We start from the raw sequence: 24,872 nt of genomic DNA, 5'->3' as shown, positions 1-24,872 counted from the left end.
CTGCCGGGCCGGGGCCCGCTACGCCGTGGCCAGGTGCCCGCGGAAAGTGCGCCGGTAGGACTGCGGGCTGGTGTCCAGCGCCTTCGTAAAGTGGTGCCGCAACAGGACCGAATGTCCGAAGCCGGATTCCCTCGCGATTTCGTCGATATTGAGCTCCGTGGTTTCCAGCAGCTCCTGGGCACGGAGCACCCGTTGGGAATTGAGCCAGGCCGCCGGGGTGGCCCCCGTTTCCGCACGGAAGCGCCGCGCAAATGTCCGCGGCGACATATGGACCCTGGCCGCCAGCTCGTTGACTGCGTGTTCCTCGTCCAGGTGCCGGACCATCCACTGCAGCAGCTGCTCCATGGGTTCCGAGCCGCACTGCGGAATGGGCCGGTCGATGTATTGGGCCTGGCCGCCGTCCCGGTGCGGAGGGACCACCATGTCCCGGGCGATGGCGGCGGCCACCTTGGCGCCGAACTCCACGCGGACCAGGTGCAGGCAGGCATCGATCCCCGCGGCCGTGCCGGCACTCGTGATGATCCGGCCGTCCTCGACGTAGAGGACATTTTCATCCACCAGCACGGCCGGGTATCGGCTGGCCAGTTCCTGGGAGTAATGCCAGTGCGTGGTGCATCGGCGGCCATCGAGCAGGCCTGCCCGGGCCAGGGCAAAGGCACCGGAACAAATGGACATCACCCAGGCGCCCCGGGCATGGGCCGCCCGCAGCGCCTCCAAGACGGATTCGGGAACGTCCTCGTCCCGGCCGTACGGCGCCATCACCACAAGGTCGGCGTCGGCAGTTGCTTCCAGCCCGAGACCGACGTGCATGGACAGGCCGGACTTGAGCGGGACGTCGCCCGGCTCGGGCGCGCAGACGCGGAAATCGAACGCGGGCACGCCGTTTCCGCGGTCCGAGCGGTCGATGCCGAAGACCTCGAAAGCCGTCGCGAACTCGAAGATCGAGAAGTTGGGAACCACGATCATTGCCACTGATTTGATCATGACTTCATCCTGACAGAACAGTGGCAGAAATTGTAGCTTTTTGGGCATTTCTGCCACTTTTTTTAGTTCTTGGACCGGAGAACCATAGAGGTATGGAACTCCTCGGAATCGCCGTCATCGTCCTGATCATCGCCGGCCTCGCAGCCACCATCTCCGCCCTGCGGAAGGACGGCCTCGGTCACACCCCGCCCGTCCGCTCGGAAGAGTACTGGATGGCCCGGGACCTGCCGAGCGTCAACTACACCCTGCGGAACTTCTAAGTCCGCGCACGTTTTGCCCACACGCCCATCGGGCCCGGCTCATCAAGCCGGGCCCTCACTATGCGCCGGGCCTGAAGCAGCAACGGAACAGCCCGGCCGCAGCAGCCGGACCCGATAGAAGGACCGCACAGCCGCCGCCACCCCAGCGGACAGTCCACCCCAGTAGACTGTCTCCAGCCATGACATTGCATATTTCCTACCCCGCCGAGCTGCCGGTCTCCGAGCGCCGCGAAGATCTTATGGCCGCCATCGCGGCCAACCAGGTGACCATCATCGCCGGCGAGACCGGCTCGGGTAAGACCACCCAGATCCCCAAGATGTGCCTTGAGCTCGGCCTGGGCGAGAACGGGCTGATCGGCCACACCCAGCCCCGCCGTCTCGCGGCCCGCACCGTGGCCGAGCGCATCGCGGAGGAACTCGGCGTCGAAATCGGCCAGGAAGTCGGTTTCCAGGTCCGCTTCACCGGCGAGGTCAGCCGGTCCACCAAGGTCAAACTCATGACCGACGGCATCCTGCTGGCGGAGATCCAGCGCGACAGGCTGCTGCGCAAGTACAACGCCATCATCATTGACGAGGCGCACGAGCGCAGCCTCAACATCGACTTCATCCTCGGCTACCTCAAGCGCATCCTGCCGCAGCGCCCGGACCTGAAGATCATCATCACCTCGGCCACCATCGATCCGGAGCGCTTCGCCAAGCACTTCGGCAGCGACGAGGAGCCCTCCCCCATCATCGAGGTGTCGGGCCGGACCTTCCCGGTGGAAATCCGCTACCGGCCGCTTTCCCAGCCGGCCGGCGGCGCCGAAGATGGAGCCGGAGAAGGTGCCGCGGCGGACGACGAACTCGAGGAGGACCGCGACCCGCTCGATGCGGTGTGCGACGCCGTCGACGAGCTCGCCTTGGAAGCCCACGGCGACATCCTGATCTTCTTCTCCGGCGAGCGCGAAATCCGCGACGCGGCGGAGGCCCTCAACGCCCGCATCCAGTCCAACCGGCGCCTCGCGGGCACCGAGGTCCTTCCCCTCTTCGCCCGGTTGAGCCTGCAGGAGCAGCACAAGGTTTTCCACCCCGGCAGCAAGCGCCGGATCGTACTTGCCACCAACGTCGCCGAAACCTCGCTGACGGTCCCCGGCATCAAGTACGTGATCGACACCGGCACGGCCCGGATCTCGCGCTACTCGCACCGGACCAAGGTCCAGCGCCTGCCGATTGAGCGCGTCTCCCAGGCTTCGGCCAACCAGCGCTCGGGCCGCTGCGGCCGCGTTTCCGACGGTATCGCGATCCGGCTGTACTCCGAGGAGGACTTCGAGTCGCGGCCGCTGTTCACGGATCCGGAGATCCTGCGCACCAACCTCGCGGCCGTCATCCTGCAGATGACCGCCATGGGCGTGGCCCGCGGACCGAAGGACGTGGAGAACTTCCCGTTCGTCGAGCCGCCGGATTCGCGCGCCATCAACGACGGCGTCAGTCTCCTGCGCGAGCTCGGCGCCCTGACCGCCGCGCGGCAGGAGCCAACGGACGACGGCGGGCAGCGCGACGGCGGGCAGCGCCGCGGTTCCGGCCGTCCCGGAAGCGGGCTCACCGCCGTCGGGCAGCAGTTGGCCCAGCTGCCGGTGGACCCCAGGCTCGGCCGGATGATCGTGGAGTCCGGAAAGCGGGGCTGTGTCCGGGAGGTCATGATCCTGGCCGCCGCGCTCACCATCCAGGACCCGCGCGAGCGTCCAACAGACAAGCAGCAGCTCGCCGCGGAGAAGCACGCCCGCTTCCGGGACGAGAACTCGGATTTCACCGGTTACCTGAACCTGTGGAACTACCTGCAGGAGAAGCAGCAGGAACTGTCCTCCACGGCGTTCCGCCGGCTCTGCCGCAACGAGTTCATCAACTACCTGCGGGTCAGGGAGTGGCAGGACCTGTTCGCCCAGCTCCGCCAGCTGGCCCGCCCGCTGGGCATCAGCCTGGACAACAAGCGCCTTGCCGATCCGGTGGGCAACCACGACGGCATCCACATCAGCCTGCTCTCGGGGCTGCTGAGCCACGTCGGCATCCTCGACGAGCGCAAGCGCGAGTACGCCGGCGCCCGCGGCAGCCGCTTCGCGATCTTCCCGGGTTCGGCACTGTTCAAGAAGTCACCCACGTTCGTGATGGCCGCCGAGCTCGTCGAGACGAGCCGGCTCTGGGCCCGCGTCGCGGCGAAGTTCGATCCGCTCTGGGCCGAACAGGTGGCCCCCGACCTGGTCAAGCGCAGCTACAGCGAGCCGCACTGGTCAAAGAAGATGGGCGCGGTGATGGCCCACGAAAAGGTCACGCTGTACGGCGTGCCCATCATCCCGAGCCGGCGGATCAACTACGGCAAGGTGGATCCGGAGCTCTGCCGCGAGCTCTTCATCCGCCATGCCCTGGTTGAAGGCGACTGGCAGACCCACCACAAGTTCTTCCACCGCAACCGCGCGCTGCTGCACGAAGTCGAGGAGCTCGAGGCCCGGTTGCGGCGCCGCGACATCCTGGTGGACGACGAGACACTGTTCGAGTTCTACGACGCCCGGATCGGCGCGGAGGTCGTCTCGGAGCGGCACTTCGACAAGTGGTGGAAGGACGCACGGCAGCAGGATCCCACGCTGCTCGACTTCGACCAGTCCCTGCTGATCAGCGAGGACGCCGCGGCCCTGGACGATTCGGCCTATCCCAAGACCTTGTTGCACAAGGGCTTCGAGCTGCCGCTGAGCTACGAGTTCCACCCCGTGGCGCCCGGTTCGGCGCCAAATCCGTCCGACGGCGTCACCGCCGAGGTCCCGGTGCTGTTCCTGAACCAGCTCGACGACGCCGCCTTCCGCTGGCTGATCCCCGGGCAGCGGGTGGAGCTTGTCACGGCGCTGATCAAGTCGCTGCCGAAGCAGATCCGCAAGAACTTCGTTCCTGCCCCGGATGTGGCACGCCAGGCCGTCGCGGCCCTGGAAGCGGACTTCGATCCCGTCACGGACGAGCTCGAACCGTCGCTGGAACTGGTGCTGCGCCGGATCCGCGGACAGGTCATTCCGCCGGGCTCCTGGAACTGGGACGCCGTCCCGTCGCATTTGCGGGTCAGCTTCCGCGTGGTGGATTCCCGCGGCAAGTTGCTGGATGAAGGCAAGGACCTGACCGCGCTGCAGGAGCGGCTGGCCCCAGCCACCCGCCGGGCCATCGCGGAATCCCTCGGTGCCACCCCGGGCACCACGGCACCCCAATCCAAGGGAAATGCCGCGGCGAAGGCGAAAGCCGGCGCGAACGGCAAGGATGGCGCGCGTTCATCACGGGCCGGCAGGTCCCCGTCGGCCGCCCTGGCCGTTGCCGCGGCGCCGGGCGGGTTCACCGAAATGTCCGGGCTCAAGGACTGGACCTTTGGAACCGTCCAGCGCCAGGTCCAGGGAACCGTTGGCGGGCACACCGTCACCGGCTATCCGGCCCTGGTGGACGAGGGAACGTCCGTGGCGCTGCGGCTGTTCCAGACGCCGTCGGAACAGCAGGAAGCCATGCGCGGCGGGGTCATCCGGCTCCTGGCCCTGAAAGTGCCGCCGCCGGACCGCTATGTCCTGGAGCACCTGAACAACACCGAGAAACTGACGTTCAGCCAGAACCCGCATGGTTCCGTGGCCGCGCTGATCGCCGACTGCGCCCTGGCCGCCATCGACAAACTCACGCCGGCCCCGCTGCCGTGGGACGAGGGATCGTTCAAGGCGCTCTACGAGAGCGTCCGGGCGGAGCTGATCGACACCGTCTTCACTGTCACCGCCGTCGTCGAACGCATCCTGGCCAGCACCCGGCGGATCGAAAAGCAGCTCAAGGGCACCACGAGCCTGGCCCTGATCAGCGCGCTCAACGACGTCAAGAGCCAGCTCGAGCAGCTGGTGTATCCGGGTTTCGTGGCACGCACGGGCTACGCCCAGCTCAGCCAGCTGCCCCGCTATCTCGCGGCCATCGAAAAGCGCCTCGAGAAGCTGCCGGGCAACGTGCAGCGGGACGCCCAGCACATGTCCGCGGTCCAGGCCCTGGAGGACGACTACGACGACGCCGTGTCCGCGCTGCTGCCAGGGCGGCGGGCGGGCGCGGAGTTAACCCACGTGCGCTGGATGATCGAGGAACTGCGGGTGAGCCTCTTCGCCGTCGAACTCGGGACCGCCTATTCGGTGTCCGAAAAGCGTATCCGGGCCGCCCTTAACAAAGTGCTGGCGCCGGCGTAGACCCCTGAGGGTGCTGCGCCGGCGCCAGCACTGGCGGCCGGGAATGTCCGGGCGGGACCTAGGCGGCCGGGACGTGCTCCGCGTGGCCGGCCGTGCGGAGGCCTTCGCGGAGCTTCTCCGCGTTGGCGTCCAGCCTGGCCGGATCCGGGTGCTGGTCCACGGAGCCGAAATCAAAGTCCGCCATTGAGTTCGATGGCCACACGTGGACGTGCATGTGGTTGATTTCGTAGCCGGCCACGATCAGCCCGGCCCGGGCGGCGTCGAACACCTCCACCTGGACCGCGCCGATCTTGCGGGCAACCTCCATGACCCGGCCGAGGACCTCGGGCGAGGCATCCGTCCAGCGGTCCACTTCCTCGGTGGGCACCACGAGGGTGTGGCCGTCGGCCAGCGGGCCCATGGTCAGGAACGCCACGACGTCGTCCTCGCGCCAGACGAAGCGGCCCGGGATCTCGCCGTTGATGATTTTGGTGAAGAGAGTGCTCATGCGTCCGCCTTTTCTGCCGGGGACCCCAGGGTACTGACGTCCAGGACAAAACGGTACTTGACGTCGCCTGCCACCATGCGGTCGTAGGCTTCGTTGAGCTGGTCCGCGCCGACCACCTCAACGTCGGACACCACGCCGTGCTCGGCGCAGAAGTCCAGCATCTCCTGCGTCTCGGCGATGCCGCCGATCAGCGAACCCGCATAGGCGATCCTGCGCCGGATCAGCACCCCGGGGTTGACGGGCGGCATCACTTCGGCGGGCAGGCCCAGCTGGAACAGCACACCGTCCAGGCCCAGCGTGCGGAGGTAGGGGTTGAGGTCGTGCGGTGCGGCGACAGTGTCGATAATGACGTCGATACTGCGGTTCGCGGCTTCCATCGCGGCCGGGTCGGTGGAGAGGATGACGTCGTCGGCGCCCAGCTCGCGCGCTGCGGCGAACTTCTTCTCCGACGTCGTGAAGACCTTGACCTCGGCCCCCATGGCCTTGGCGATCTTGACGGCCATATGGCCGAGACCGCCCAGTCCGACGACGCCGACGACGTCGCCTTCCTCGACTTCGAAGTGGTTCAGGGGCGAATATGTGGTGATGCCGGCGCACAGCAGGGGCGCCGCGGCGGCGGGGTCCAGTGCTTCCGGCACCCGCAGGACATAGTGGCGGTCCACCACGATCGACGTGGCATACCCGCCCTGGGTGATGGCGCCGTCGTTGCGGGCATCCTTCGCCCCGTAGGTTCCCACCGCGGCGTTTTCGCAGTACTGCTCGAGGCCGTCCAGGCAGCTGTCGCACTCGCGGCAGGAGTCCACGATGCAGCCCACGCCCACGCGCTCACCCACCGTGAAGTCGTCGACGGCGGAACCGAGCCGGGTGACCCGGCCGACGATCTCGTGGCCCGGGATCAACGGGTAGGTGTCGCCGCCCCATTCGCCCCGGGTGGCGTGCACGTCCGAGTGGCACAGTCCGCAGAATTCGACGCCGATCTCGACGTCGTCCGCCTTCGGCGCCCGTCGGGACACGGTCAAGGGAACAAGCCCGCTGTCCGGTGAGGTGGCACCGTACGCAGCAGCGAGTGTGGGTCCGGCGGTCTGCGCGGCGCTGTCCGCGGTGGCGGATTTGGTGTTTGTGGTGTCCAAATCCGGTAGCGGCTTGGCAAGGGGCGGGGGTACGGGACGTCCAGGTGTCATACATTGACGCTACCCCCGGTCCCGGGATGTATTCCACTTTGGGGTGCGGGGCCACACTGCGGGTCACGTGGTTGTCCAGGGGGCGGAGCCGCAGCCAGTCTCACGCGCCAACTCAGGCGATGGGCGGCTGTGCCTGAGAGACTGGCGGTCGTGAATACCCTCGATCCCGACACCTCAGCGCTCTGGCCGCCCGTCGAGAGCGCGTGGCCGCATCTGGAATGGAATGATGCCACCTTCAAGCACGGAGCTTTCCACCATGTCGCCGTCCTCAGCACCTCTGCCGTGGTGCGCGTAGCGCGCGGCGCAGGCCACGCTTCGCGGACTCACAGCGAGCATCAGAACCTCAGGACATTAGGAGACGTGGATCTTCCGTTCCGTATCCCTCTGGCCATGTCCGAACCGCTTTCGGGGCCTTCATGGTCTGCGCAGGTCAGCAGTTGCATCCCGGGCGAACATCGGTCTGGCATCTCCTGGGAGCAGGCTAGGGGGCCGTTGGAACGCGTCCTGGCCGGTCTCCGGGAAGCTGCGAGTCCTCGCGGCCAGCTCCGGCCCGTCAGGCAGTGGTGCGGAGGGCAGCAATGGCCAGCCATTGTCGACCGGATCATCCAACCTTTAGATAAGGCCGCTAAGACCGCTGCCCGGCGAGCTGTTGAGGAAGTACTGGAAGAAGAAACAGGAGTTGAGACCTCACTAGTGCACGGCGACTTTGGGCTGCACAACATCATGTGGTGTGGAGATCAGCTTTCAGGTGTCATAGACCTCGACAACGTCTGCGTTGGCGACCCCGCGCTTGACCTCGCACCCCTCATCGGAACGTTCGGCTCGGCCCGGGTCTCCGACATAGCGGACAGGGAGACGATCGCCAGGGCAAGGATTCACCGGGCATCGCTGCCCCTGCAGGTTGCAGCCGCTGCCCAGCTGATCAACGACAACAAACTCAAAGACTTTGCACTCTCCAACTTCCAGATGCGGTTTCACGCAGGCACCCTTCAGGATCCGCAACAGACATGAGGCAGCCTCCTTTATCCCCGGACTAAATGTCGTAGCCCACAGGGACACTTGAAGCGCGGACGGAAAACAGAGACCCATACGTCGGCGATACAACCTCGCGGCGCTGAAGGACGCAGCCCCGAAGGACTCGGCGTTGAAGGACACAGCCCCCTCGAGTCGCGGCGCCGCTGGGTGCGTTGCCACGATCACTTCAGCCCACCGCCGGTACGTCGGGCGCCCTTCTGTCGCACCTCCGAGGGAGACTTGAACCATGAACGGCAAGCAGTGGACATTCGGATCTGATAGGTCGCTAGTGGCTTCCGAAGCCGTGGAACGGCTCCGGCGGGCCATAAATGTCATAGCCCGCAGGGACACTTAATTCATGGACGGCAATCAGGGGCCCGAAGTGGTTCCGGCAGGACACGGCGACGCCGGCTTCGGCCCCGCCGCGGGCGATGCCGCCGCCATTCCGGGCACCAGGGAGGCGGCCGTCGCGGGCCGGCTGGCCGCCGGACCGGTGGACTTAGGCTGTCCGCCCACGGACAGTGCCGGGATCATTGACCGGATCCGGGAACTGGAAGACTGGAAATCCGCCGCGTCCGCGGAACAGGCCCGGCTCGCCGTGGCCCTCGACCTGCTCCAACGCCGCGAACAAGCCCGGCTCGGGGTCCCGCCCGAGAAGCTCGGCACCGGGATCGGCGCGCAGATCGCCCTGGCCCGGCACGAATCCCCCGCCAGGGGCGGCCGGCTCCTGGGCCTGGCCAAAGCCCTGATCACCGAAATGCCGCACACCCTCGCCGCCCTGGAAACCGGGCAGCTGAACGAATGGCGCGCCACCCTGCTGGTGCGCGAAACCGCGTGCCTGAGCGCCGCGGACCGGGCCGCCGTCGACGCCGACCTCGCCGCCGACGCCGGGACGTTCGCCGGGGCCGGTGACCGGTCCCTGGTCGCCGCGGCCCGGGCCGCCGCGTACCGGAGTGACCCCCGCTCCGTCACCGAACGCGCCGCGCACGCCGCCACCGGGCGGCGTGTCAGCCTCCGCCCGGCCCCCGATGCGATGACCTGCCTGACCGCCCTGCTGCCCGTGACCGCCGGCGTCGCCGTCTACAAGGCCCTCACCGGGCACGCCGACACCCTCCGTGCCGCCGGGGACCCGAGGGGCCGCGGGCAGCTGATGGCCGATGCCCTGGTCGAACGCACCACCGGCACCCCGGGCGGGATCACCGGCGTCGAAATCCAGCTCGTCATCACCGACCGCACCCTCTTCCAGGCCGGCGCCGAACCCGCCCGGCTCCCCGGCTACGGCACCGTCCCCGCCGGCTGGGCCCGGGAACGCATCGGCGCCGGGACGAACGCCGAGGACCGGGACTTCAACACCTGGCTCCGCCGGCTCTACACCCACCCCGGCACCGGCGAGCTCATCGCCATGGACTCCCGCGCCCGGCTCTTCCCGCCCGGGCACCGCCGCTTCATCCAGGCCAGAGACGATACCTGCCGGACCCCGTACTGCGACGCGCCCATCCGCCACCTGGACCACATCATTCCCTGGCACACCGGCGGCCCGACCACCACGCACAACGCCGCCGGCCTCTGCGAAGCCTGCAACCACACCAAAGAAACCCACGGCTGGAAAGCACGCCCCAGCCCCGAAGCCGCACCCGGATCCGCCTCGAGCATCGGCGCGAGGCACACCATCGAACTCACCACCCCCACCGGCCACACGTACCGTTCCACCGCGCCGCCCCTGCCCGGAACACCGCTTCGGCCATCAGCCACAGACCAGCCAGGCTCCCGCCACCGGCGCCAGCTCCGGCACCAAGCCAAAACGCTCAGGCGTGGAAAGCCCAAAGTGGCTGCCGCAGCCTAGGAATCATGGTCTGCCTGGGGAGGAACTGGAGGCGCTCTGAGCAGCCTGAGCGGGCCGTCCGGTGCTCGTGCTGGCCCTTAGCGTGAAGCCGCGTCCTCGCCGTACGGTTCCGGCCCGGTGACAACATCGTTCGCGGGACCGTGGCACCACTCCGAAAAGGACCCCGGATAGAGGGCAGCGGAAAAGCCGGCAATCTCGAGGGCGGCGATTTCATGGGCCGCTGTCACTCCGGATCCGCAGTACACGGCAGTGGGGACGCCGTCCCGGTAACCGAGCTGTTCGAAGCGCTCCCGCAGCTCCGCCGGGGCAAGGAAGCGCCCGTCAGCGCGCAGGTTCCCGGTGGTAGGGGCACTGACGGCCCCCGGAATATGGCCGGCGCGGGGATCCACGGGCTCGATTTCGCCGCGGTACCGCTCCCCCGCCCGGGCGTCCAACAGCAGCCCCCGCCGGCCCCAACTGGCGGCTTGTCCGGCGTCGATCGCGGGCATGGCGCCGTCGGACAGGGTGATGTTGCCGGGTGCGGGCTGTTCGGGTCCGGCCGCCAGCTCGAACCCGGCAGCCCGCCACGCGGCCAAGCCGCCGTCGAGCAGGTACACAGAACTGAAGCCGGCGTTGCGCAGCATCCACCACAGCCGGGCCGCAGCCATGTTGCCGCTGTCGTCGTACGCTACGACCACATCGCCGTCGTTGATGCCCCAGCGGCGCGAGGACTCCTGGAACTCCTCCGACGGCGGCAACGGATGCCTGCCGCGTTCCGGTTCCGCCGGTCCGGCAAGTTCAGTGGCGAGATCCACGAAGACGGCCCCAGGGATGTGTCCGCGCAGGTAGTGATCGTGACCGTGGGGATCCCCCAGCGCCCAGCGAACGTCGAGGAGTACTGTGCGCTGGCTGGCTGTGCCGGCGTCGTCCATCCGGTCCTTGAGGGCGGCAGCATCGAGAAGGGTGTCCATTTCCCCACTCTATCTTTGGCGTCCCGCCGCCCCCGGTAGGCTGTAGCGGTGAACACAGCGCACCTGCAGGACCGGGCCTGGGCCGACGAGGCCGTCCGCCGGATCAACGCCGAAAACAACCGCTCAGCCGACACCCACCTGTACTCGGTGCCGCTCCCGGAGCACTGGGGCGTGCAGCTGTACCTGAAGGACGAATCCACCCACCGCACCGGCAGCCTCAAGCACCGGCTGGCGCGGTCCCTGTTCCTCTTCGGCCTCGTCAACGGCTGGATCCGGGAAGGCACCACGATCGTGGAGGCATCCAGCGGCAGCACCGCCGTCTCCGAAGCCTATTTTGCGCAGCTGCTGGGACTGCCCTTCATCGCCGTGATGACCCGGACCACCAGCCGCGAGAAAATCGCCCTGATCGAACAGTTCGGCGGCTCCTGCCATCTGGTGGACCACGCCTCCGAGGTCTACGAGGCCGCCGCGGATCTGGCCAGCAGCACGGGCGGGCACTACATGGACCAATTCACGTACGCCGAACGGGCCATGGACTGGCGCGGGAATAACAACATCGCCGAATCGATCTTCGGCCAGCTGGCGCTGGAGGAGCACCCGGTCCCCCGCTGGGTAGTGGTCGGGGCCGGCACCGGCGGGACCAGCGCCACGATTGGCCGGTACCTGCGCTACCACCGCTACGAGACGGGCCTCGCCGTCGTCGACCCGGAAAATTCCGCGTTCTATCCGGGCTGGCGGAACAGCCGGCCCGACGGCGGGACAGCTGGCGGCGGGACTACAGCTGCCGCACCCGCGGCGGGATTGCCTTCCCGCATCGAGGGCATCGGCCGGCCGCGGATGGAGCCGAGTTTTGTGCCCGCCGTGATCGACCACATGATCCAGGTTCCCGACGCCGCGTCGGTGGCGGCCATGCGGCATCTGAGGGACCACGCCGGTCTGCACGCGGGTCCGTCCACCGGGACCAACCTCTGGGGCGCGTGGCAGCTCATCGCCGGGATGATCGCGGAGGGCCGCCGGGGCAGTGTTGTGACCCTGATGTGCGACGCCGGGGACCGCTACGCCGGAAATTACTACAACCCGGAGTGGCTGGCGGCCCACGGCCTGGATCCCGAACCCCACGAGGCCGTGCTGGGCGAGTTCTTCCGGACCGGCGTCTGGCCGGCCTAAACCAGCCGGCCAGCCCGCCCGTCAGCACGCCGGCCTAAGCCCGCCAAGGCGCCAGCGGCGGCTAAACCTCCGCTGTATCGCCGCTGGAAAGGTGCCGGTACTCGGTGCCGTACTTGGCGCCGATCCGGGTCACGTGCCCCTCCACCAGGCCGCGGCCCAGCTCGTTCAGGAGCGCGTCGTGGATCGGGAAGGCCTGTGGTGCGCGGACACCGATGACAAAATCCACCACTTCGCCCACCTTGTTCCACGGGGCGTGGATGGGTACAAGCAGCGTCTTGACGTCGACGCCGTCGGGGATCGCGAAGGAGTCCCCCGGGTGGTAGACATTGCCGTCGACGAGGTAGCCGACGTTGGCCACCACGGGGATCTGCGGATGGATGAGGGCGTGCTGGCCGCCAAAGGTCCTGATGGCGAAGCCCGACGTTTCAAATTCCTCGCCCGCGCCCGCCGCATGGATGCGGCTTCCGGCGTCGGGCGCCTTGCCGCGGAGCGTCGCGGCCACGGACTCCGGGGCGAAAAGCTCAAGGGTGGTGTTCGACTGCAACGCCGCGGCGACGGCGTCGACGTCCACATGGTCCGCGTGCTCGTGGGTAATGAGCACAGCATGTGCTCCGGCCAGGGCCTGGTCCGTCTCCGAAAAGGTGCCCGGGTCAAACACCAGCACCCGGCCGTCCTGTTCGAGGCGGACACAGGCGTGAGTAAATTTGGTCAGCTTCATCCGGCCAGCCTAGGCACCAGCCGTCACAGTGTCCACGAAGCGCCGCTGGCAATCTTGGGCGCTGGTAATCTTGGACATTGCCACACTCAGCGAGTCCCACCCGCGAATTCTTTTGACGAAGCGAGTTCCACGATGTCCCAAGGCGCTACCACCGGCAGCAGCCGGGCTCCGGCCTCGGCACCCGTGCAGGGCAAGGAACAGCGCGTCACCAAGCAGCGCCTCGCCGTCAGTGCCGCCCTGGACGACCTGGCGGACTTCGTCAGCACCCAGGAACTGCACCGCATTCTCCAGGAGCGCGGCACCGCGGTGTCCCTCGCGACCTCCTACCGGATCCTGCAGTCCCTCGCCGACGACGGGCTGGTGGATGTCCTGCGCAACGCCGACGGCGAAGCGGTGTACCGGCGCTGCGCCGTCACCGGGCACCACCATCACCTGCTGTGCCGGAACTGCGGCAAGGCCGTGGAAGTGGAAGCACCGGCGGTCGAGGCCTGGGCCGCGCGGATCGCGAATGAGCACGGCTTCACCGCGGTGGAGCACACCGTGGAAATCTTCGGCCTGTGCCCCGAATGCACAGCCAGTCAGCCCGGCGAATAGCCGGAGCTGCTGAAATTCCCCACCTTTGACCTCGTGACCCCGGAAATCACCGGCGGGGCGCAGGGACCCGCCGGCGGCCGGCGGCAAACCTGGGGAAATTCCGCCACTGTGGCGTGAGAGCGTTAAGCCGACGCAGCGGCGCTCCGCACCACCCGGCCGTTGAGTCCCCGTCTGGCCCGTGCGCCACCGATCATCCGGCAGGCCACGTAGATCAGGAAGGACAACGTGGTCACATAGGGGCTGATCGGCAGCCGGCCGCCGAGGGCCAGCAGAATGCCTCCGACGGTCGCCGTCATCGCAAAGACGATGCTCAGCGTGACAACCAGCCGGGGCGAGGACGTGACGCGCATGGCGGCGGCCGCCGGCGTGATCAGCAGGGCCAGCACCAGCAGCGCGCCCACAATCTGGATGGACAACGCCACGCTGATCCCCAGCAGCACCATGAAACCAAGGGCGAGGGCCCGCACCGGCACGCCGCGGGCGGTGGCGACGTCGGGGTCGACACTGGCAAAGGTCAACGGCCGCCAGATGGCGGCCAGCGCCAGCATCACCACGACGGCGGCGACCGCCAGGACCTGCAGCTGGACGGTCCCGACCGATACGATCTGCCCGGTGAGCAGGCCGAACTTGTTGGCCGCCCGGCCCTCGTACAGGGACAGGAAGAGGATGCCCAGGCCAAGCCCGAACGGCATGATGACGCCGATGATCGAGTTCTTGTCCCGTGCGCGGACCCCCATCACGCCCAGCACCAGGGCTGCCAGCACGGATCCTGCCAGCGAGCCGAGGATGATGTCGGCGCCGATCAGCAGCGCGAACGCCGCGCCGGCAAAGGAGAGCTCCGAGATCCCGTGAACGGCGAAGGCGAGGTCGCGTTTCATCACGAAGGTGCCCATGATTCCGCCGAGCAGCCCGAGGACGGCGCCGGCCCAGATGGAGTTCTGCACCAGGACCAGCAGCTCGCCGTAGTTTTCGAAGTTGAAGATTGAGTGCAGCAGGTCGCCCAGATCCACTTAGCCCACCTCGCCCGCGACTGAGTGCGCGTCCAGATGGTGGTGCGTCGCGGCGTCCGGCAGCCCGACGACGATCAGCCGGCCGTTGGCCTGGATGACCTCAACACGGCTGTCATACAAATCGGAGAGCACCTCGGTGGTCATGACCTCCGCGGGTGTGCCCACCCGGAACTTTCCGCCGGCCAGGTACAGGACCCGGTCCACGTAGTCCATGATCGGGTTGATCTCGTGGGTCACGAACACCACGGCACTGTCCGCGTCGCGGCATTGCCTGTTGATCAGCGCGCTGACGCCCTGCTGGTGCTGAAGGTCAAGGGAGAGCAGCGGCTCGTCGCACAGCAGCACCTTGGGATCGGTCGCGAGGGCCTGCGCCACGCGCAGGCGCTGCTGCTCACCGCCGGAAAGCTGCCCCACCGGCACCTTGGCGTAGTCGGTGGCGCCCACAAGCTCCAGGAGTTCATCGACTTTACGGTTCACCTTGGCGCCGCCGAGGCGGATGCCCCAGCGGTGGCCGTCGACGCCGAGGGCCACGAGGTCGCGGGCGCGCAGGGGCGTATCGGGGTCAAATGATTTCTGCTGGGGCACGTAGCCGATCCGGCGGCTTCCCCGCTCAACGGGGTGGCCGTCGAGCACGGCCGTTCCCGTACTCAGTTCCTGCAATCCCAGCAGGACCTTCAGGAAGGTGGTCTTGCCGCTGCCGTTGGGCCCGAGCACGGCAAAGAATTCACCCGGGTTGATGTCCAGGTCCAGGCCCTCCCAGAGAGTCCGTTGGCCGAACGCCAGGGAGGCGCCGCGCAGGCTCACTACCGGTGTCAAAACGGGTTTCCTCGATTTTCCGCGGAGATGGCTGCTCCCGCTGTTGCGATCATCCTAGGGCCTTGCCGATGCTCTCCACGTTTCCGGTCATCCACTGCAGGTAGGACTGGCCGTCCGGGAGGGTCTCGCTGAAGTTCACGACCGGGACGCCGGCGTTCTCGGCGGCTTTTTTCACCGCCGCCGTCTGCGGTCCCTCGGTCTGGGTATTGTAGGCCAGCAGCCTGACGCCCCGGGATGCCACGAGATCGACGGTGGTCTTGAGCACGGCGGGCGGGACGTCGGCGTCCTCCTCGATCGCCGCCGTGTACTCGGCCGGGGTCTCGTTCTCCAGTCCGGCGTCCTCGAGCAGGTACAGCGGTACAGGCTCGGTGACGGCCACGGGCGCGTGGCCCGCCGAGGACTTGATGGCGGCGAGCTTCGTTTCCAGGCCGCCGAGCGAGTCCTTGAAGGCCGCCGCGTTGCTCCGGAACGTCTGCGCCGAGGCCGGTTCCAGCGAGCCCAGCTTCTCGGCCACGGCGTCCGCGAGGCGGGACATGGCAGGCAGGCTGTACCAGACGTGTTCGTTCAGCCCCGTGGACCCGTGGGGGTGGCCGGCGGAGTCGGGGCTCGCCGCTGGCGGGCTTTCGCTGGCAGCGCTTTCGGAGACAAGCCCTGAAACATCCACGGCGCTGATGACGCTGCCGCGGTCCAGGCCGGTGTCGGTCGCCAGCGTGTCCATGAAGGCGTCGTATCCCCCGCCGTTCTCCACCACCAGCTCGGCCTTGGAGACGGCCAGCTTGTCCTGCGTGGTGGCCTCGTAGGAGTGCGGGTCCTGGCTGGTGCGGTTGATGATCGAGCTGACCCGGACCTTGTCGCCGCCGATGCTGGAGACGATGTCGCCGTACACGCTGGTGGATGCGACGACGTTGACCACGCCGTCCCCCGCGGTCCCCCGGGGGCTGCCGGACGTCGGACTGCACGCGGTGAGCAGGAGGCCCAGGCCGGCAAGACCAGCCAGCAGGACTCGGGCAGCGGGACGACGCACGGAAAACCTCGGATCTGTTATTGAGAATCAGGAGCAATAGCAACAGCCCGAGTGTATCCCTAAATAGGAATCATTCCTATTTAGGGATACACGGCGTGCCCCCGCCGGTGCCCGGCCGCAGCTGGGCTGCCCGTTACTGGACCGGCCGTTACTGGGCTGCCCGATATTGGGCTGCCCCCTACTGGTCCTGGCCCAGCCTGCGGTAGCCGGTGGCCTGCGTCGCGTCCCGGATTTCGCCGACGAGCTGCTCGATCACGTCTTCGAGGAACAGCACTCCCTGGGTCAGCCCATCGGGTCCGATCACGCGGGCCAGGTGCGAGCCCGTGCGCTGCATGACGGACATGGCCTGCTCGATTTCGTCGTCCATGGCGAGGTTCGCCAGCGACCGGATGCGGCTTTCCGCAATCGGCTGGTGGTAACCGGCGTCCGGGATGGACAGCACGTCCTTGATGTGGAGGTAGCCGGCCAGCATGCCGTCGTCGTCGAGCATCGGGAAGCGCGAGAACCCGGTCCGGCTCACTGCCTTTTCGAATTCGACCGGCGTGGTGGCCGCCTTGAGCATGACGAGCTTGCCCAGCGGAACCATCACACGGGACGCGGTGTGTTCGGAGAACTCGAGCGCTCCGGTGATGAGTCCGGCGTCGTCGTCCACGAGTCCGTGGCGGGTGGATTCCTGCACGATCGACTGCACTTCTTCAAGAGTGAAGGTGGAGGTCACCTCGTCCTTCGGCTCAATCCGCATCAGCTTCAGGATGTGGTTCGCGGACCAGTTAAGCGCCGCAATGACGGGCTTGACGAGCCGCCCGATGAACATCAGCGGCGGCGCCAGCAGCAGCGCAGCCTTGTCCGCGACGGACACGGAAATGTTCTTGGGCACCATTTCGCCGAATGTGACGTGCAGGAACGTCACCAACAGCAGGGCGACGGCGAAGGCCACAATGTTTGCGACCTCCTCGGGGACGCCCGCCGCTTCCAGCGGCACGGCCAGGAGGTGGTGGATCGCGGGCTCGGCCACCTGCAGGATCAGCAGCGAGCAGACGGTGATGCCGAGCTGGGCGCAGGCGAGCATGAGGGAAACGTTTTCCATCGCCCGCAGGGTGGTCTGCGCGCGCTTCGAACCCGCCTCGGCCAGCGGCTCGATCTGGCTCCGGCGGGCCGACATGACGGCGAATTCGGCGGCCACGAAGAAGGCGTTGCCCACCAGGAGGAACGCAAGCCAGAGGATTCCGGCCCAGTCGCTCACGCGGCACCTGCCTGGCTGGCGGGCTGGCCGTCGCCGGACACCCGGACGGGCCGGAAACAGATCCGGTCGATCCGGCGGCCGTCCATGCGGGTCACGCTGAGTGTCCCGCCGACGACGTCGACCGTGTCGCCGACTGCCGCGATGCGGCCGAGCTGGCTCATGACGTAGCCTCCCACCGTTTCGTAGGCAGCCTCGTCGGGCACGGTCAGGCCCGGGATCTGTTCGGAGAGTTCATCGGGCCGGAGCAGGCCCGGGAAGTACCAGTCCCCCGAGGCGCTTTGGAGCAGGCCGGGCCGGACCTTGTCATGCTCATCGGCCACTTCCCCGACGATTTCCTCCACGAGGTCCTCCAGCGTGGTGATGCCGGCGGTTCCACCGTATTCATCCAGGACCACGGCCAGTTGCAGGTTGCCCTCGCGAAGTTCGGCGAGGAGGGCGTCCAGGTGGATGGTTTCGGGGACCCGGAGCACGTCGGTCATGATGGCCCCCGCCTGCAGCTTGGCGCGGCGGTCCGCGGGCACGGCAATGGCCTTCTTGATGTGGACCACGCCGCGGATGTCATCGGAGGACTCGCCGATCACGGGGAACCGGGAGTATCCGGTGCGCTTGGCGGCCTCGACGATATCTGAGACCGGCTGGTCGGCGTCGATGGTCTCCACGCGGATGCGGGGGGTCATGACGTCCGCGGCGGTCCGCCCGGAGAACTTCAGGGTTCGGGCGATGAAGTTGGCCGTTCCGGCGTCGAGGGTGCCCATGGCCGCGGAGCGGCGCACAAGCGAGGCCAGCTCGGCCGGGGTGCGGGCGCCGGAGATTTCTTCCTTGGCCTCCAGGCCGAAAACGTTGAGGACCTTGTTGGAGAAGCCGTTGAGCACCACGATGGCGGGCTTGAAGATGGCGGTGAACACCAGCTGGGGCCGGGCCACGGCCTTGCCGATCGGGAAGGACAGCGCGATGGCCATGTTCTTGGGCACCAGTTCGCCGATCACCATGGAGAGCAGGGTGGCCACCGCCATTGCCAGGACCAGGGACAGCGAGGCAGCCGCCGCGGGCGGGACGCCGAGCGCGGTGAGCGGGCCTTCGAGCAGCTTGCCCACGGACGGTTCCATGACATAGCCGGTCAGCAGCGTGGTCATGGTGATGCCCAGCTGGCAGCTGGAAAGCTGGGTGGAGAGTGACTTGAGACATCTGAGCAACGGCTCGGCGGCGGTGTCGCCGGTGTCAACGGCGCGCTGCACGGTGGCCTGGTCCAGGGCGACCAGGGAAAATTCCACGGCGACAAAGAAGCCGGTGCCGAGGATGAGCAGGAGGCCTGCTGCGAGGAGTAGCCATTCCATGTCAGCGGCCTGCTTCCGCAGCAACGCATGGCACGTGCCGCGTCAGGGGACGCAAATGCGGGAAAGCCCGGCCTGGCGGAGGATGGTCGGCGGCGGCCGACCCTGTTTCCTGGATAGCTCCGGAATGGCGTGCGGCCGGAGAGTGATGGGCGCGTGAACGGGGTTTGCCGGCTCTGCGGGTGGACTGGGCGGGAACGGTTTCCGTACTCCGCTGACAGCCCCCAGGCCGGCACCTAGATTTACTGTCCATAAGAATTTCAGTCTACAGGAGCAACCGCTGCCAGCCCCGGACCGCCCGCGTCACCGGCCGCGCCGGGTTCACCAGCTCTGCGGGACGGGCCGGCCCTCCTCGTACCCGGCCGCCGACTGGATGCCTGCCACGGCGCGTTCCCGGAAAGCGGCGAGATCGGCAGCGCCGGCGTAGCTCATGGAACTGCGCAGGCCCGCGGTGATCATGTCCAGCAGGTCCTCAACGCCGGGCCGGGCCGCATCGACGTACATGCGGGAGGTGGAGATGCCCTCCTCGAAGAGGGCCTTGCGGTCCTTTTCGAAGGCGCCCTCGCGTTGGTTGCGGTTCTGCACCGCCCGGGCGGACGCCATGCCGAAGCTCTCCTTGTACTGCCGGCCCGAGGCGTCGAGCTGCAGGTCCCCGGGGCTCTCGTGAGTACCGGCAAACCAGGAGCCGATCATGACCTGGCTGGCCCCGGCGGCCAGGGCCAGGGCGACGTCGCGCGGGTAGCGGACCCCGCCGTCGGCCCATACCCGGCCGCCGGCTTCCCGGGCCGCGGCGGAGCATTCCAGGACGGCACTGAACTGGGGGCGGCCCACGGCCGTCATCATGCGCGTGGTGCACATGGCGCCGGGGCCCACCCCGACCTTGACGATGTCCGCCCCGGCCTCGATGAGTTCACGCGTGGCATCGCCGGTGACGACGTTGCCGGCGACCACCGGCACGCCGGGGTTGAGACCCTTCACGGCGGCGAGGGCGTCGAACATTTTCTGCTGGTGCCCGTGCGCGGTGTCGAGGACCAGCACGTTGACGCCGGCCGCCAGCAATTCGGCGGCCCGCCCGGCCACGTCGCCGTTGATTCCGACGGCGGCAGCGACCTTCAGCCTGCCGTCGTCGTCCAGGGACGGCCGGTAGAGCGTGGAGCGCAGGGCGCCCTTACGGGTGAGCACGCCGGCCAGGACCCCGTCCTGCTGCACCGGTGCGTAGTCGGTTCCGGCGGCGTCCATCGCTTCAAAGGCGCGGCGGAGGGCCTGCGCAGCATCGGCCGTCGACCCGCCCCCGAACAATCCGCCGGCGAGCGGTCCGGCGTCGAGCACCAGCGGCTGGTGGCGGATGACGGAGGCCAGTGATGCGAAACGATCCTGGCCCTCGCAGTCGGCGGCCCGGACAACACCGGTGACCGCGCCGGAGTCGTCCACGACCACAACGGCCCCGTGCGGCCGCTTGCCCATCAGGTGGAGGGCATCAATGACGGTGTCCGTGGGCGCGAGCGTGACGGGGGTTTCCAGGACCGGGTGGCGTCCCTTGATCCAGGCCGTGACGTCACGGATGACGTCGAGCGGGACGTCCTGCGGCAGGACTCCAAGGCCGCCACGGCGGGCCATGGTCTCGGCCATCCGCTTCCCCGTGACCGCCGTCATGTTCGCCGCCACCAGCGGGATCGCGGAGCCGGTCCCGTCGTCGGCCGCGAGGTCGACGTCCAGGCGGGAGGTGACATCGGACCGGGACGGGACCAGGAAGAGGTCCGAGTAGGTCAGATCGGTGGTGGGCTCATTCAGGAAACGCACTGCTGCTCCTTTGCTGGCACCCGCAGCTGGCACCGTCGGCGACAAACGGGTTCTCACTGCATTCTAGGGCGGTTTCCGGCAGGGCCGGCACCGCGTCCGGCACCGCGTCCGGCCTCGCGCAGGGCACCGCATGTGGGCCGCATCCGGGGCCGATTCTGCAACTCTTCTTCACCGCAATTCGGCGGCTGCCGGGGCGGATCATGATTTGGGTCACGCTTATTGGCGGTTTGGCAAGAATCCTCACTAGACTGGCATGGGTCTGGGTTCACTGGACGCAGAGACTGGCTCAATCGTTGTGCCGAGGCACCGTGGAAGCCAGAGGGAATCAAACTCACGGAAGAGGCGTATTTCAAGTGCCAGAGCAGCCTAGCCACCGTCTACCAGAGGAATTTGGCGGAAACGAGTGGCTCGTTGACGAACTGTATGAGCGTTACCAGCAGGACAAGAACACGGTCGACTCCAAGTGGTGGCCCCTGTTCGAATCCTTTGAAGCTAGTGACGCCTCTCCCGCCAACGGAACGTCCGGCACCGCGACAGCTGTGCATCCTGCCACCCGTGAACTTCCCGTTGTAGCGCCCGCCGCCGCTCCGGCAGCACCTGCGCCTGCCGCCCCCGCAGCTCCCGCCGCCACGGCCGCTCCCGCACCGGCTGCGCCCGCCGCCAAGAAAGCCCCGGCCACCGTCGCCCGGGACGGCTCCAAGACTTCCGACGCCGGCCCCGGCACCGCGCCGATCCCGGCGCAGCTGCCCAAGAACCTCAAGGCCCCGACGGCTCCCGAAGAAGACGTCGTCTCGGTCCTGCGCGGTCCGGCCAAGGCGATCGCCTCTAACATGGTCACCAGCCTGGAAGTGCCGACCGCCACGAGCGTCCGCGCCATCCCGGCGAAGCTCCTGATCGACAACCGTGTGGTCATCAACTCCAACCTGGCCCGCGCCCGCGGCGGCAAGGTCTCCTTCACGCACCTGATCGGCTACGCCGTCATCCGCGCCCTGTCCCAGTTCCCGTCGATGAACGTCTACTACGACGAGATCGACGGCAAGCCGGTGGCTGTCCAGCCGGCGCACGTGAACTTCGGCATCGCGATCGACATGCCCAAGCCCGACGGCACCCGCCTGCTCATGGTCCCGAACATCAAGAAGGCGGAGACCCTCAACTTCTCCGAGTTCTGGCACACCTACGAGGACCTGATCAAGCGTGCCCGCAACGGCAAGCTGACCGCGGACGACCACTCCGGCACCACCGTGTCCCTGACCAACCCCGGTGGCATCGGCACCGTCCACTCGGTCCCGCGTCTGTCCAAGGGCCAGGCCGCCATCATCGGCGTCGGCGCACTGGACTACCCGGCCGAGTTCCAGGGTGCCAGCGAGAAGATCATCGCGCAGAACGCGATCAGCAAGGTCCTCACGCTGACCTCCACCTATGACCACCGCGTCATCCAGGGTGCCGGCAGCGGCGAGTTCCTCAAGCTCGTGCACCAGCTGCTGCTGGGCGCGCAGAACTTCTACGACGAGATCTTCGAGTCCCTGCGTATCCCCTACGAGCCCGTGCGCTGGAGCCCCGACCTGCAGGTGGACCCGGCCGACGAGATCAACAAGGTCGCCCGGATCCAGCAGCTGATCCACGCCTACCGCGTGCGCGGCCACCTCATGGCGGACACCGATCCGCTCGAGTACGTCCAGCGCAAGCACCCGGACCTCGACGTCCTGACCTACGGCCTGACCCTGTGGGACCTGGACCGCGAGTGGCCCACCGGCGGCTTCGGCGGCAGGCCGATGCTCAAGTTCCGCGACATCCTCGGCGTCCTCCGTGATGCCTACTGCCGCACCGCCGGCATCGAATACATGCACATCCAGGACCCGGCCGAGCGCAAGTGGTTCCAGGACCAGCTGGAGCACCCGTACTCGAAGCCGAGCCGCGACGAGCAGCTGCGCATCGTCTCCAAGCTCAACGCCGCCGAGGCCTTCGAGACCTTCCTGCAGACGAAGTTCGTCGGCCAGAAGCGCTTCTCGCTCGAGGGCGGCGAGTCCCTGATCCCGCTGCTGGACGCGATCATCTCCGACGCCGCCGACGACGAACTCGACGAAGTGGCGATCGGCATGGCCCACCGCGGCCGGCTCAACGTGCTGACCAACATCGCGGGCAAGACCTACGCGCAGGTCTTCCGCGAATTCGAAGGCACCCAGGACCCGCGCTCCGTGCAGGGCTCCGGCGACGTCAAGTACCACCTGGGCACCGAAGGCACCTTCACCTCGGACAACGGCAAGGAGACCAAGGTCTACCTCGCCGCGAACCCGTCCCACCTCGAGGCCGTCGATTCCGTCCTCGAAGGGATCGTCCGTGCCAAGCAGGACCGCCTGGACCAGGGCGAGGCGTTCCCCGTGCTGCCGATCATGGTGCACGGCGACGCCGCCTTCGCGGGCCAGGGTGTGGTCGCGGAAACGCTCAACCTCTCCCAGCTGCGCGGGTACCGCACCGGCGGCACCATCCACATCGTGGTCAACAACCAGGTCGGCTTCACCACCGCACCGTCGTCCTCGCGTTCCTCCACGTACTCCACGGACGTCGCCAAGATGATCCAGGCACCGGTGTTCCACGTGAACGGCGACGACCCGGAGGCCGTGGTCCGCATCGGGCAGCTTGCCTACGAGTTCCGTCAGCGTTTCCACAAGGACGTTGTCATCGACATGGTCTGCTACCGCCGTCGCGGCCACAACGAGGGCGATGACCCCTCGATGACCCAGCCGCTGATGTACAACCTGATCGAGGCCAAGCGCTCGGTCCGCAAGCTGTACACCGAATCACTGATCGGCCGCGGTGACATCACCGAGGAAGAAGCCGAGCAGCTGCTGCGGGACTACCAGGAACGCCTGGAACGCGTCTTCGCGGAAACCCACGCGGCCCAGACGTCCCCGATCCCGATCATCACGGCCGATTCGGCCGCGGTGTCGGACCTGGAACGCCCGATGGCCCAGCAGTCCGATTCCGGCGTCAGCGCGCCGGTATCCACCGCGATCTCCGCGGAGACCCTGGCCCGCATCGGCAAGGCCCACACCGATATCCCGGACGGCTTCACCGTCCACGCCAAGCTCAAGCAGCTGCTGGAGAAGCGTGAGGCGATGTCCCGTGAAGGCGGCATCGACTGGGGCTTCGGTGAACTGGCCGCGTTCGGTTCGCTCATCATGGAAGGCGTCCCCGTCCGGCTCGCCGGCCAGGACTCGCGCCGCGGCACCTTCGTGCAGCGCCACGCCGTCTTCCACGACCGCGCCAACGGCGACGAGTGGCTTCCGCTGTCCCACCTCTCGGATGACCAGGCGAAGCTGTGGATCTACGATTCACTGCTCTCCGAATACGCCGCCATGGGCTTCGAATACGGGTACTCGGTGGAACGCCCGGATGCGTTGGTGCTCTGGGAAGCGCAGTTCGGTGACTTCGTCAACGGCGCGCAAACCATCATCGATGAGTTCATCTCCTCGGCCGAGCAGAAATGGGGCCAGCGGTCCTCGCTGGTCCTCATGCTGCCGCACGGCTACGAGGGCCAGGGTCCGGACCACTCCTCCGCCCGCATCGAGCGCTTCCTGCAGATGTGCGCCGAAGAGAACATGATCGTCGCCAACCCCACGACGTCGGCCTCGCACTTCCACCTGCTGCGCCGCCAGGCGTACAGCAGGCCGCGCAAGCCGCTCATCATCTTCACGCCCAAGCAGCTGCTCCGCCTCAAGGCCGCAGCGTCCTCCGTGGAGGACTTCACCACCGGCTCGTTCCGCCCGGTCATTCCGGAACACGCGCAGCTGCAGGCCGACGCCGTCGAACGCGTGCTGCTGGTCTCCGGGCGCCTGTACTACGATCTGCTGTCCACCCGGCAGAAGACCGAGAACAAGACCACGGCGATCGTCCGCGTCGAGCAGCTGTACCCGCTGCCGGCCGACGAGATCGCCGCGGAGCTGGCCAAGTACCCGAACGCCGAAGTGGTCTGGGCGCAGGACGAACCGGCCAACCAGGGTCCGTGGCCGTTCATCGGCCTGAACCTGCCGGACGCCCTGGACCGCCGGGTCCGCCTCATCTCCCGCCCCGCCTCGGCCTCCACCGCGGCAGGGTCGATGAAGCGCCACGCGGCAGAACAGGACGCCCTGCTCAAGCAGGCATTCGCTCGTAAATAGCGGCATTGCTGCCCGGCCGGAGACTGAAACAACAACACTCCGGCCGGGCGGTTCTGTTTAATGGACTATTAGTGGTCAG

The 24,872-nt window shown here is 67.7% G+C and carries 18 protein-coding genes; 7 read left to right on the top strand and 11 right to left on the bottom strand.

Annotated features, from left to right (window positions below; translation table 11 throughout):
- Positions 1-18: 18 nt before the first annotated feature.
- Positions 19-984, bottom strand: coding sequence for a GlxA family transcriptional regulator (locus AC1DN2_RS00725; RefSeq protein ID WP_079554497.1), 966 nt, complete (start codon positions 982-984; stop codon positions 19-21).
- Positions 985-1,076: 92 nt separating this feature from the next.
- Between AC1DN2_RS00725 and AC1DN2_RS00720 the strand changes: the two genes are divergently transcribed.
- Positions 1,077-1,244, top strand: coding sequence for a hypothetical protein (locus AC1DN2_RS00720; RefSeq protein ID WP_230007826.1), 168 nt, complete (start codon positions 1,077-1,079; stop codon positions 1,242-1,244).
- Between the two features lie 179 nt (positions 1,245-1,423).
- The gene (gene hrpA / locus AC1DN2_RS00715) at positions 1,424-5,458 is read left to right on the top strand and encodes an ATP-dependent RNA helicase HrpA (protein WP_476848834.1); all 4,035 of its coding nucleotides are present in this window, start codon (positions 1,424-1,426) and stop codon (positions 5,456-5,458) included.
- 58 nt (positions 5,459-5,516) lie between these two features.
- Here hrpA and AC1DN2_RS00710 read toward each other — a convergent pair whose 3' ends face one another.
- Both AC1DN2_RS00710 and AC1DN2_RS00705 read right to left on the bottom strand, forming a co-directional pair.
- Entirely contained in the window at positions 5,517-5,945 is a 429-nt protein-coding gene (locus AC1DN2_RS00710; RefSeq protein ID WP_459385211.1) for an HIT family protein, read from the bottom strand.
- Positions 5,942-7,126: an NAD(P)-dependent alcohol dehydrogenase gene (locus tag AC1DN2_RS00705; RefSeq protein WP_476848833.1), complete on the bottom strand. Its 1,185-nt coding sequence runs from the start codon at positions 7,124-7,126 to the stop codon at positions 5,942-5,944. The genes AC1DN2_RS00710 and AC1DN2_RS00705 overlap by 4 nt, the downstream gene beginning before the upstream one ends.
- 150 nt (positions 7,127-7,276) lie before the next feature.
- Here AC1DN2_RS00705 and AC1DN2_RS00700 point away from each other — a divergent pair, with 150 nt between their 5' ends.
- Positions 7,277-8,137 (top strand): aminoglycoside phosphotransferase family protein, encoded by an 861-nt coding sequence (locus tag AC1DN2_RS00700; RefSeq protein WP_476848832.1) that lies wholly within the window; start codon positions 7,277-7,279, stop codon positions 8,135-8,137.
- Positions 8,138-8,498: 361 nt separating this feature from the next.
- On the top strand, positions 8,499-9,983 hold the full coding sequence (locus AC1DN2_RS00695) for an HNH endonuclease (protein ID WP_476848831.1): 1,485 nt from the start codon (positions 8,499-8,501) through the stop codon (positions 9,981-9,983).
- A gap of 77 nt (positions 9,984-10,060) precedes the next feature.
- Here AC1DN2_RS00695 and AC1DN2_RS00690 read toward each other — a convergent pair whose 3' ends face one another.
- Positions 10,061-10,933: a sulfurtransferase gene (locus AC1DN2_RS00690; protein ID WP_476848830.1), complete on the bottom strand. Its 873-nt coding sequence runs from the start codon at positions 10,931-10,933 to the stop codon at positions 10,061-10,063.
- A 48-nt stretch (positions 10,934-10,981) separates the two neighbouring features.
- Between AC1DN2_RS00690 and AC1DN2_RS00685 the strand changes: the two genes are divergently transcribed.
- Positions 10,982-12,100, top strand: a complete 1,119-nt coding sequence (locus AC1DN2_RS00685) for a PLP-dependent cysteine synthase family protein (protein ID WP_476848829.1) — start codon at positions 10,982-10,984, stop codon at positions 12,098-12,100.
- A 61-nt stretch (positions 12,101-12,161) separates the two neighbouring features.
- On the opposite strand, the gene AC1DN2_RS00680 is transcribed toward AC1DN2_RS00685, so the two are convergent.
- Positions 12,162-12,818 (bottom strand): MBL fold metallo-hydrolase, encoded by a 657-nt coding sequence (locus AC1DN2_RS00680; RefSeq protein WP_476848828.1) that lies wholly within the window; start codon positions 12,816-12,818, stop codon positions 12,162-12,164.
- 132 nt (positions 12,819-12,950) lie between these two features.
- Here AC1DN2_RS00680 and AC1DN2_RS00675 point away from each other — a divergent pair, with 132 nt between their 5' ends.
- On the top strand, positions 12,951-13,412 hold the full coding sequence (locus AC1DN2_RS00675; protein WP_476848827.1) for a Fur family transcriptional regulator: 462 nt from the start codon (positions 12,951-12,953) through the stop codon (positions 13,410-13,412).
- 122 nt (positions 13,413-13,534) lie between these two features.
- On the opposite strand, the gene AC1DN2_RS00670 is transcribed toward AC1DN2_RS00675, so the two are convergent.
- The 6 genes from AC1DN2_RS00670 to AC1DN2_RS00645 all read right to left on the bottom strand — a co-directional run bounded on the left by AC1DN2_RS00670 (position 13,535) and on the right by AC1DN2_RS00645 (position 20,636).
- On the bottom strand, positions 13,535-14,422 hold the full coding sequence (locus AC1DN2_RS00670; protein ID WP_476848826.1) for a metal ABC transporter permease: 888 nt from the start codon (positions 14,420-14,422) through the stop codon (positions 13,535-13,537).
- On the bottom strand, positions 14,423-15,238 hold the full coding sequence (locus tag AC1DN2_RS00665) for a metal ABC transporter ATP-binding protein (protein ID WP_223916075.1): 816 nt from the start codon (positions 15,236-15,238) through the stop codon (positions 14,423-14,425).
- A 49-nt stretch (positions 15,239-15,287) separates the two neighbouring features.
- Entirely contained in the window at positions 15,288-16,262 is a 975-nt protein-coding gene (locus tag AC1DN2_RS00660) for a metal ABC transporter solute-binding protein, Zn/Mn family (RefSeq protein ID WP_476848825.1), read from the bottom strand.
- 178 nt (positions 16,263-16,440) lie between these two features.
- Positions 16,441-17,505 (bottom strand): hemolysin family protein, encoded by a 1,065-nt coding sequence (locus AC1DN2_RS00655; protein ID WP_459385219.1) that lies wholly within the window; start codon positions 17,503-17,505, stop codon positions 16,441-16,443.
- Positions 17,502-18,839, bottom strand: coding sequence for a hemolysin family protein (locus AC1DN2_RS00650; protein WP_476848824.1), 1,338 nt, complete (start codon positions 18,837-18,839; stop codon positions 17,502-17,504). The genes AC1DN2_RS00655 and AC1DN2_RS00650 overlap by 4 nt, the downstream gene beginning before the upstream one ends.
- Before the next feature lie 318 nt (positions 18,840-19,157).
- Positions 19,158-20,636 (bottom strand): GuaB1 family IMP dehydrogenase-related protein, encoded by a 1,479-nt coding sequence (locus AC1DN2_RS00645; RefSeq protein WP_476848823.1) that lies wholly within the window; start codon positions 20,634-20,636, stop codon positions 19,158-19,160.
- 353 nt (positions 20,637-20,989) lie between these two features.
- On the opposite strand from AC1DN2_RS00645, the gene AC1DN2_RS00640 reads away from it, so the two are divergent.
- Entirely contained in the window at positions 20,990-24,793 is a 3,804-nt protein-coding gene (locus tag AC1DN2_RS00640) for a multifunctional oxoglutarate decarboxylase/oxoglutarate dehydrogenase thiamine pyrophosphate-binding subunit/dihydrolipoyllysine-residue succinyltransferase subunit (protein WP_476848822.1), read from the top strand.
- The last annotated feature ends 79 nt before the right edge of the window (positions 24,794-24,872 follow it).

It is taken from the genome of Arthrobacter sp. 01L42 (genome assembly GCF_056400005.1).
The sequence above is the reverse complement of the archived record's forward strand: the minus strand, read 5'-3'. Positions and strand labels throughout refer to the sequence as shown.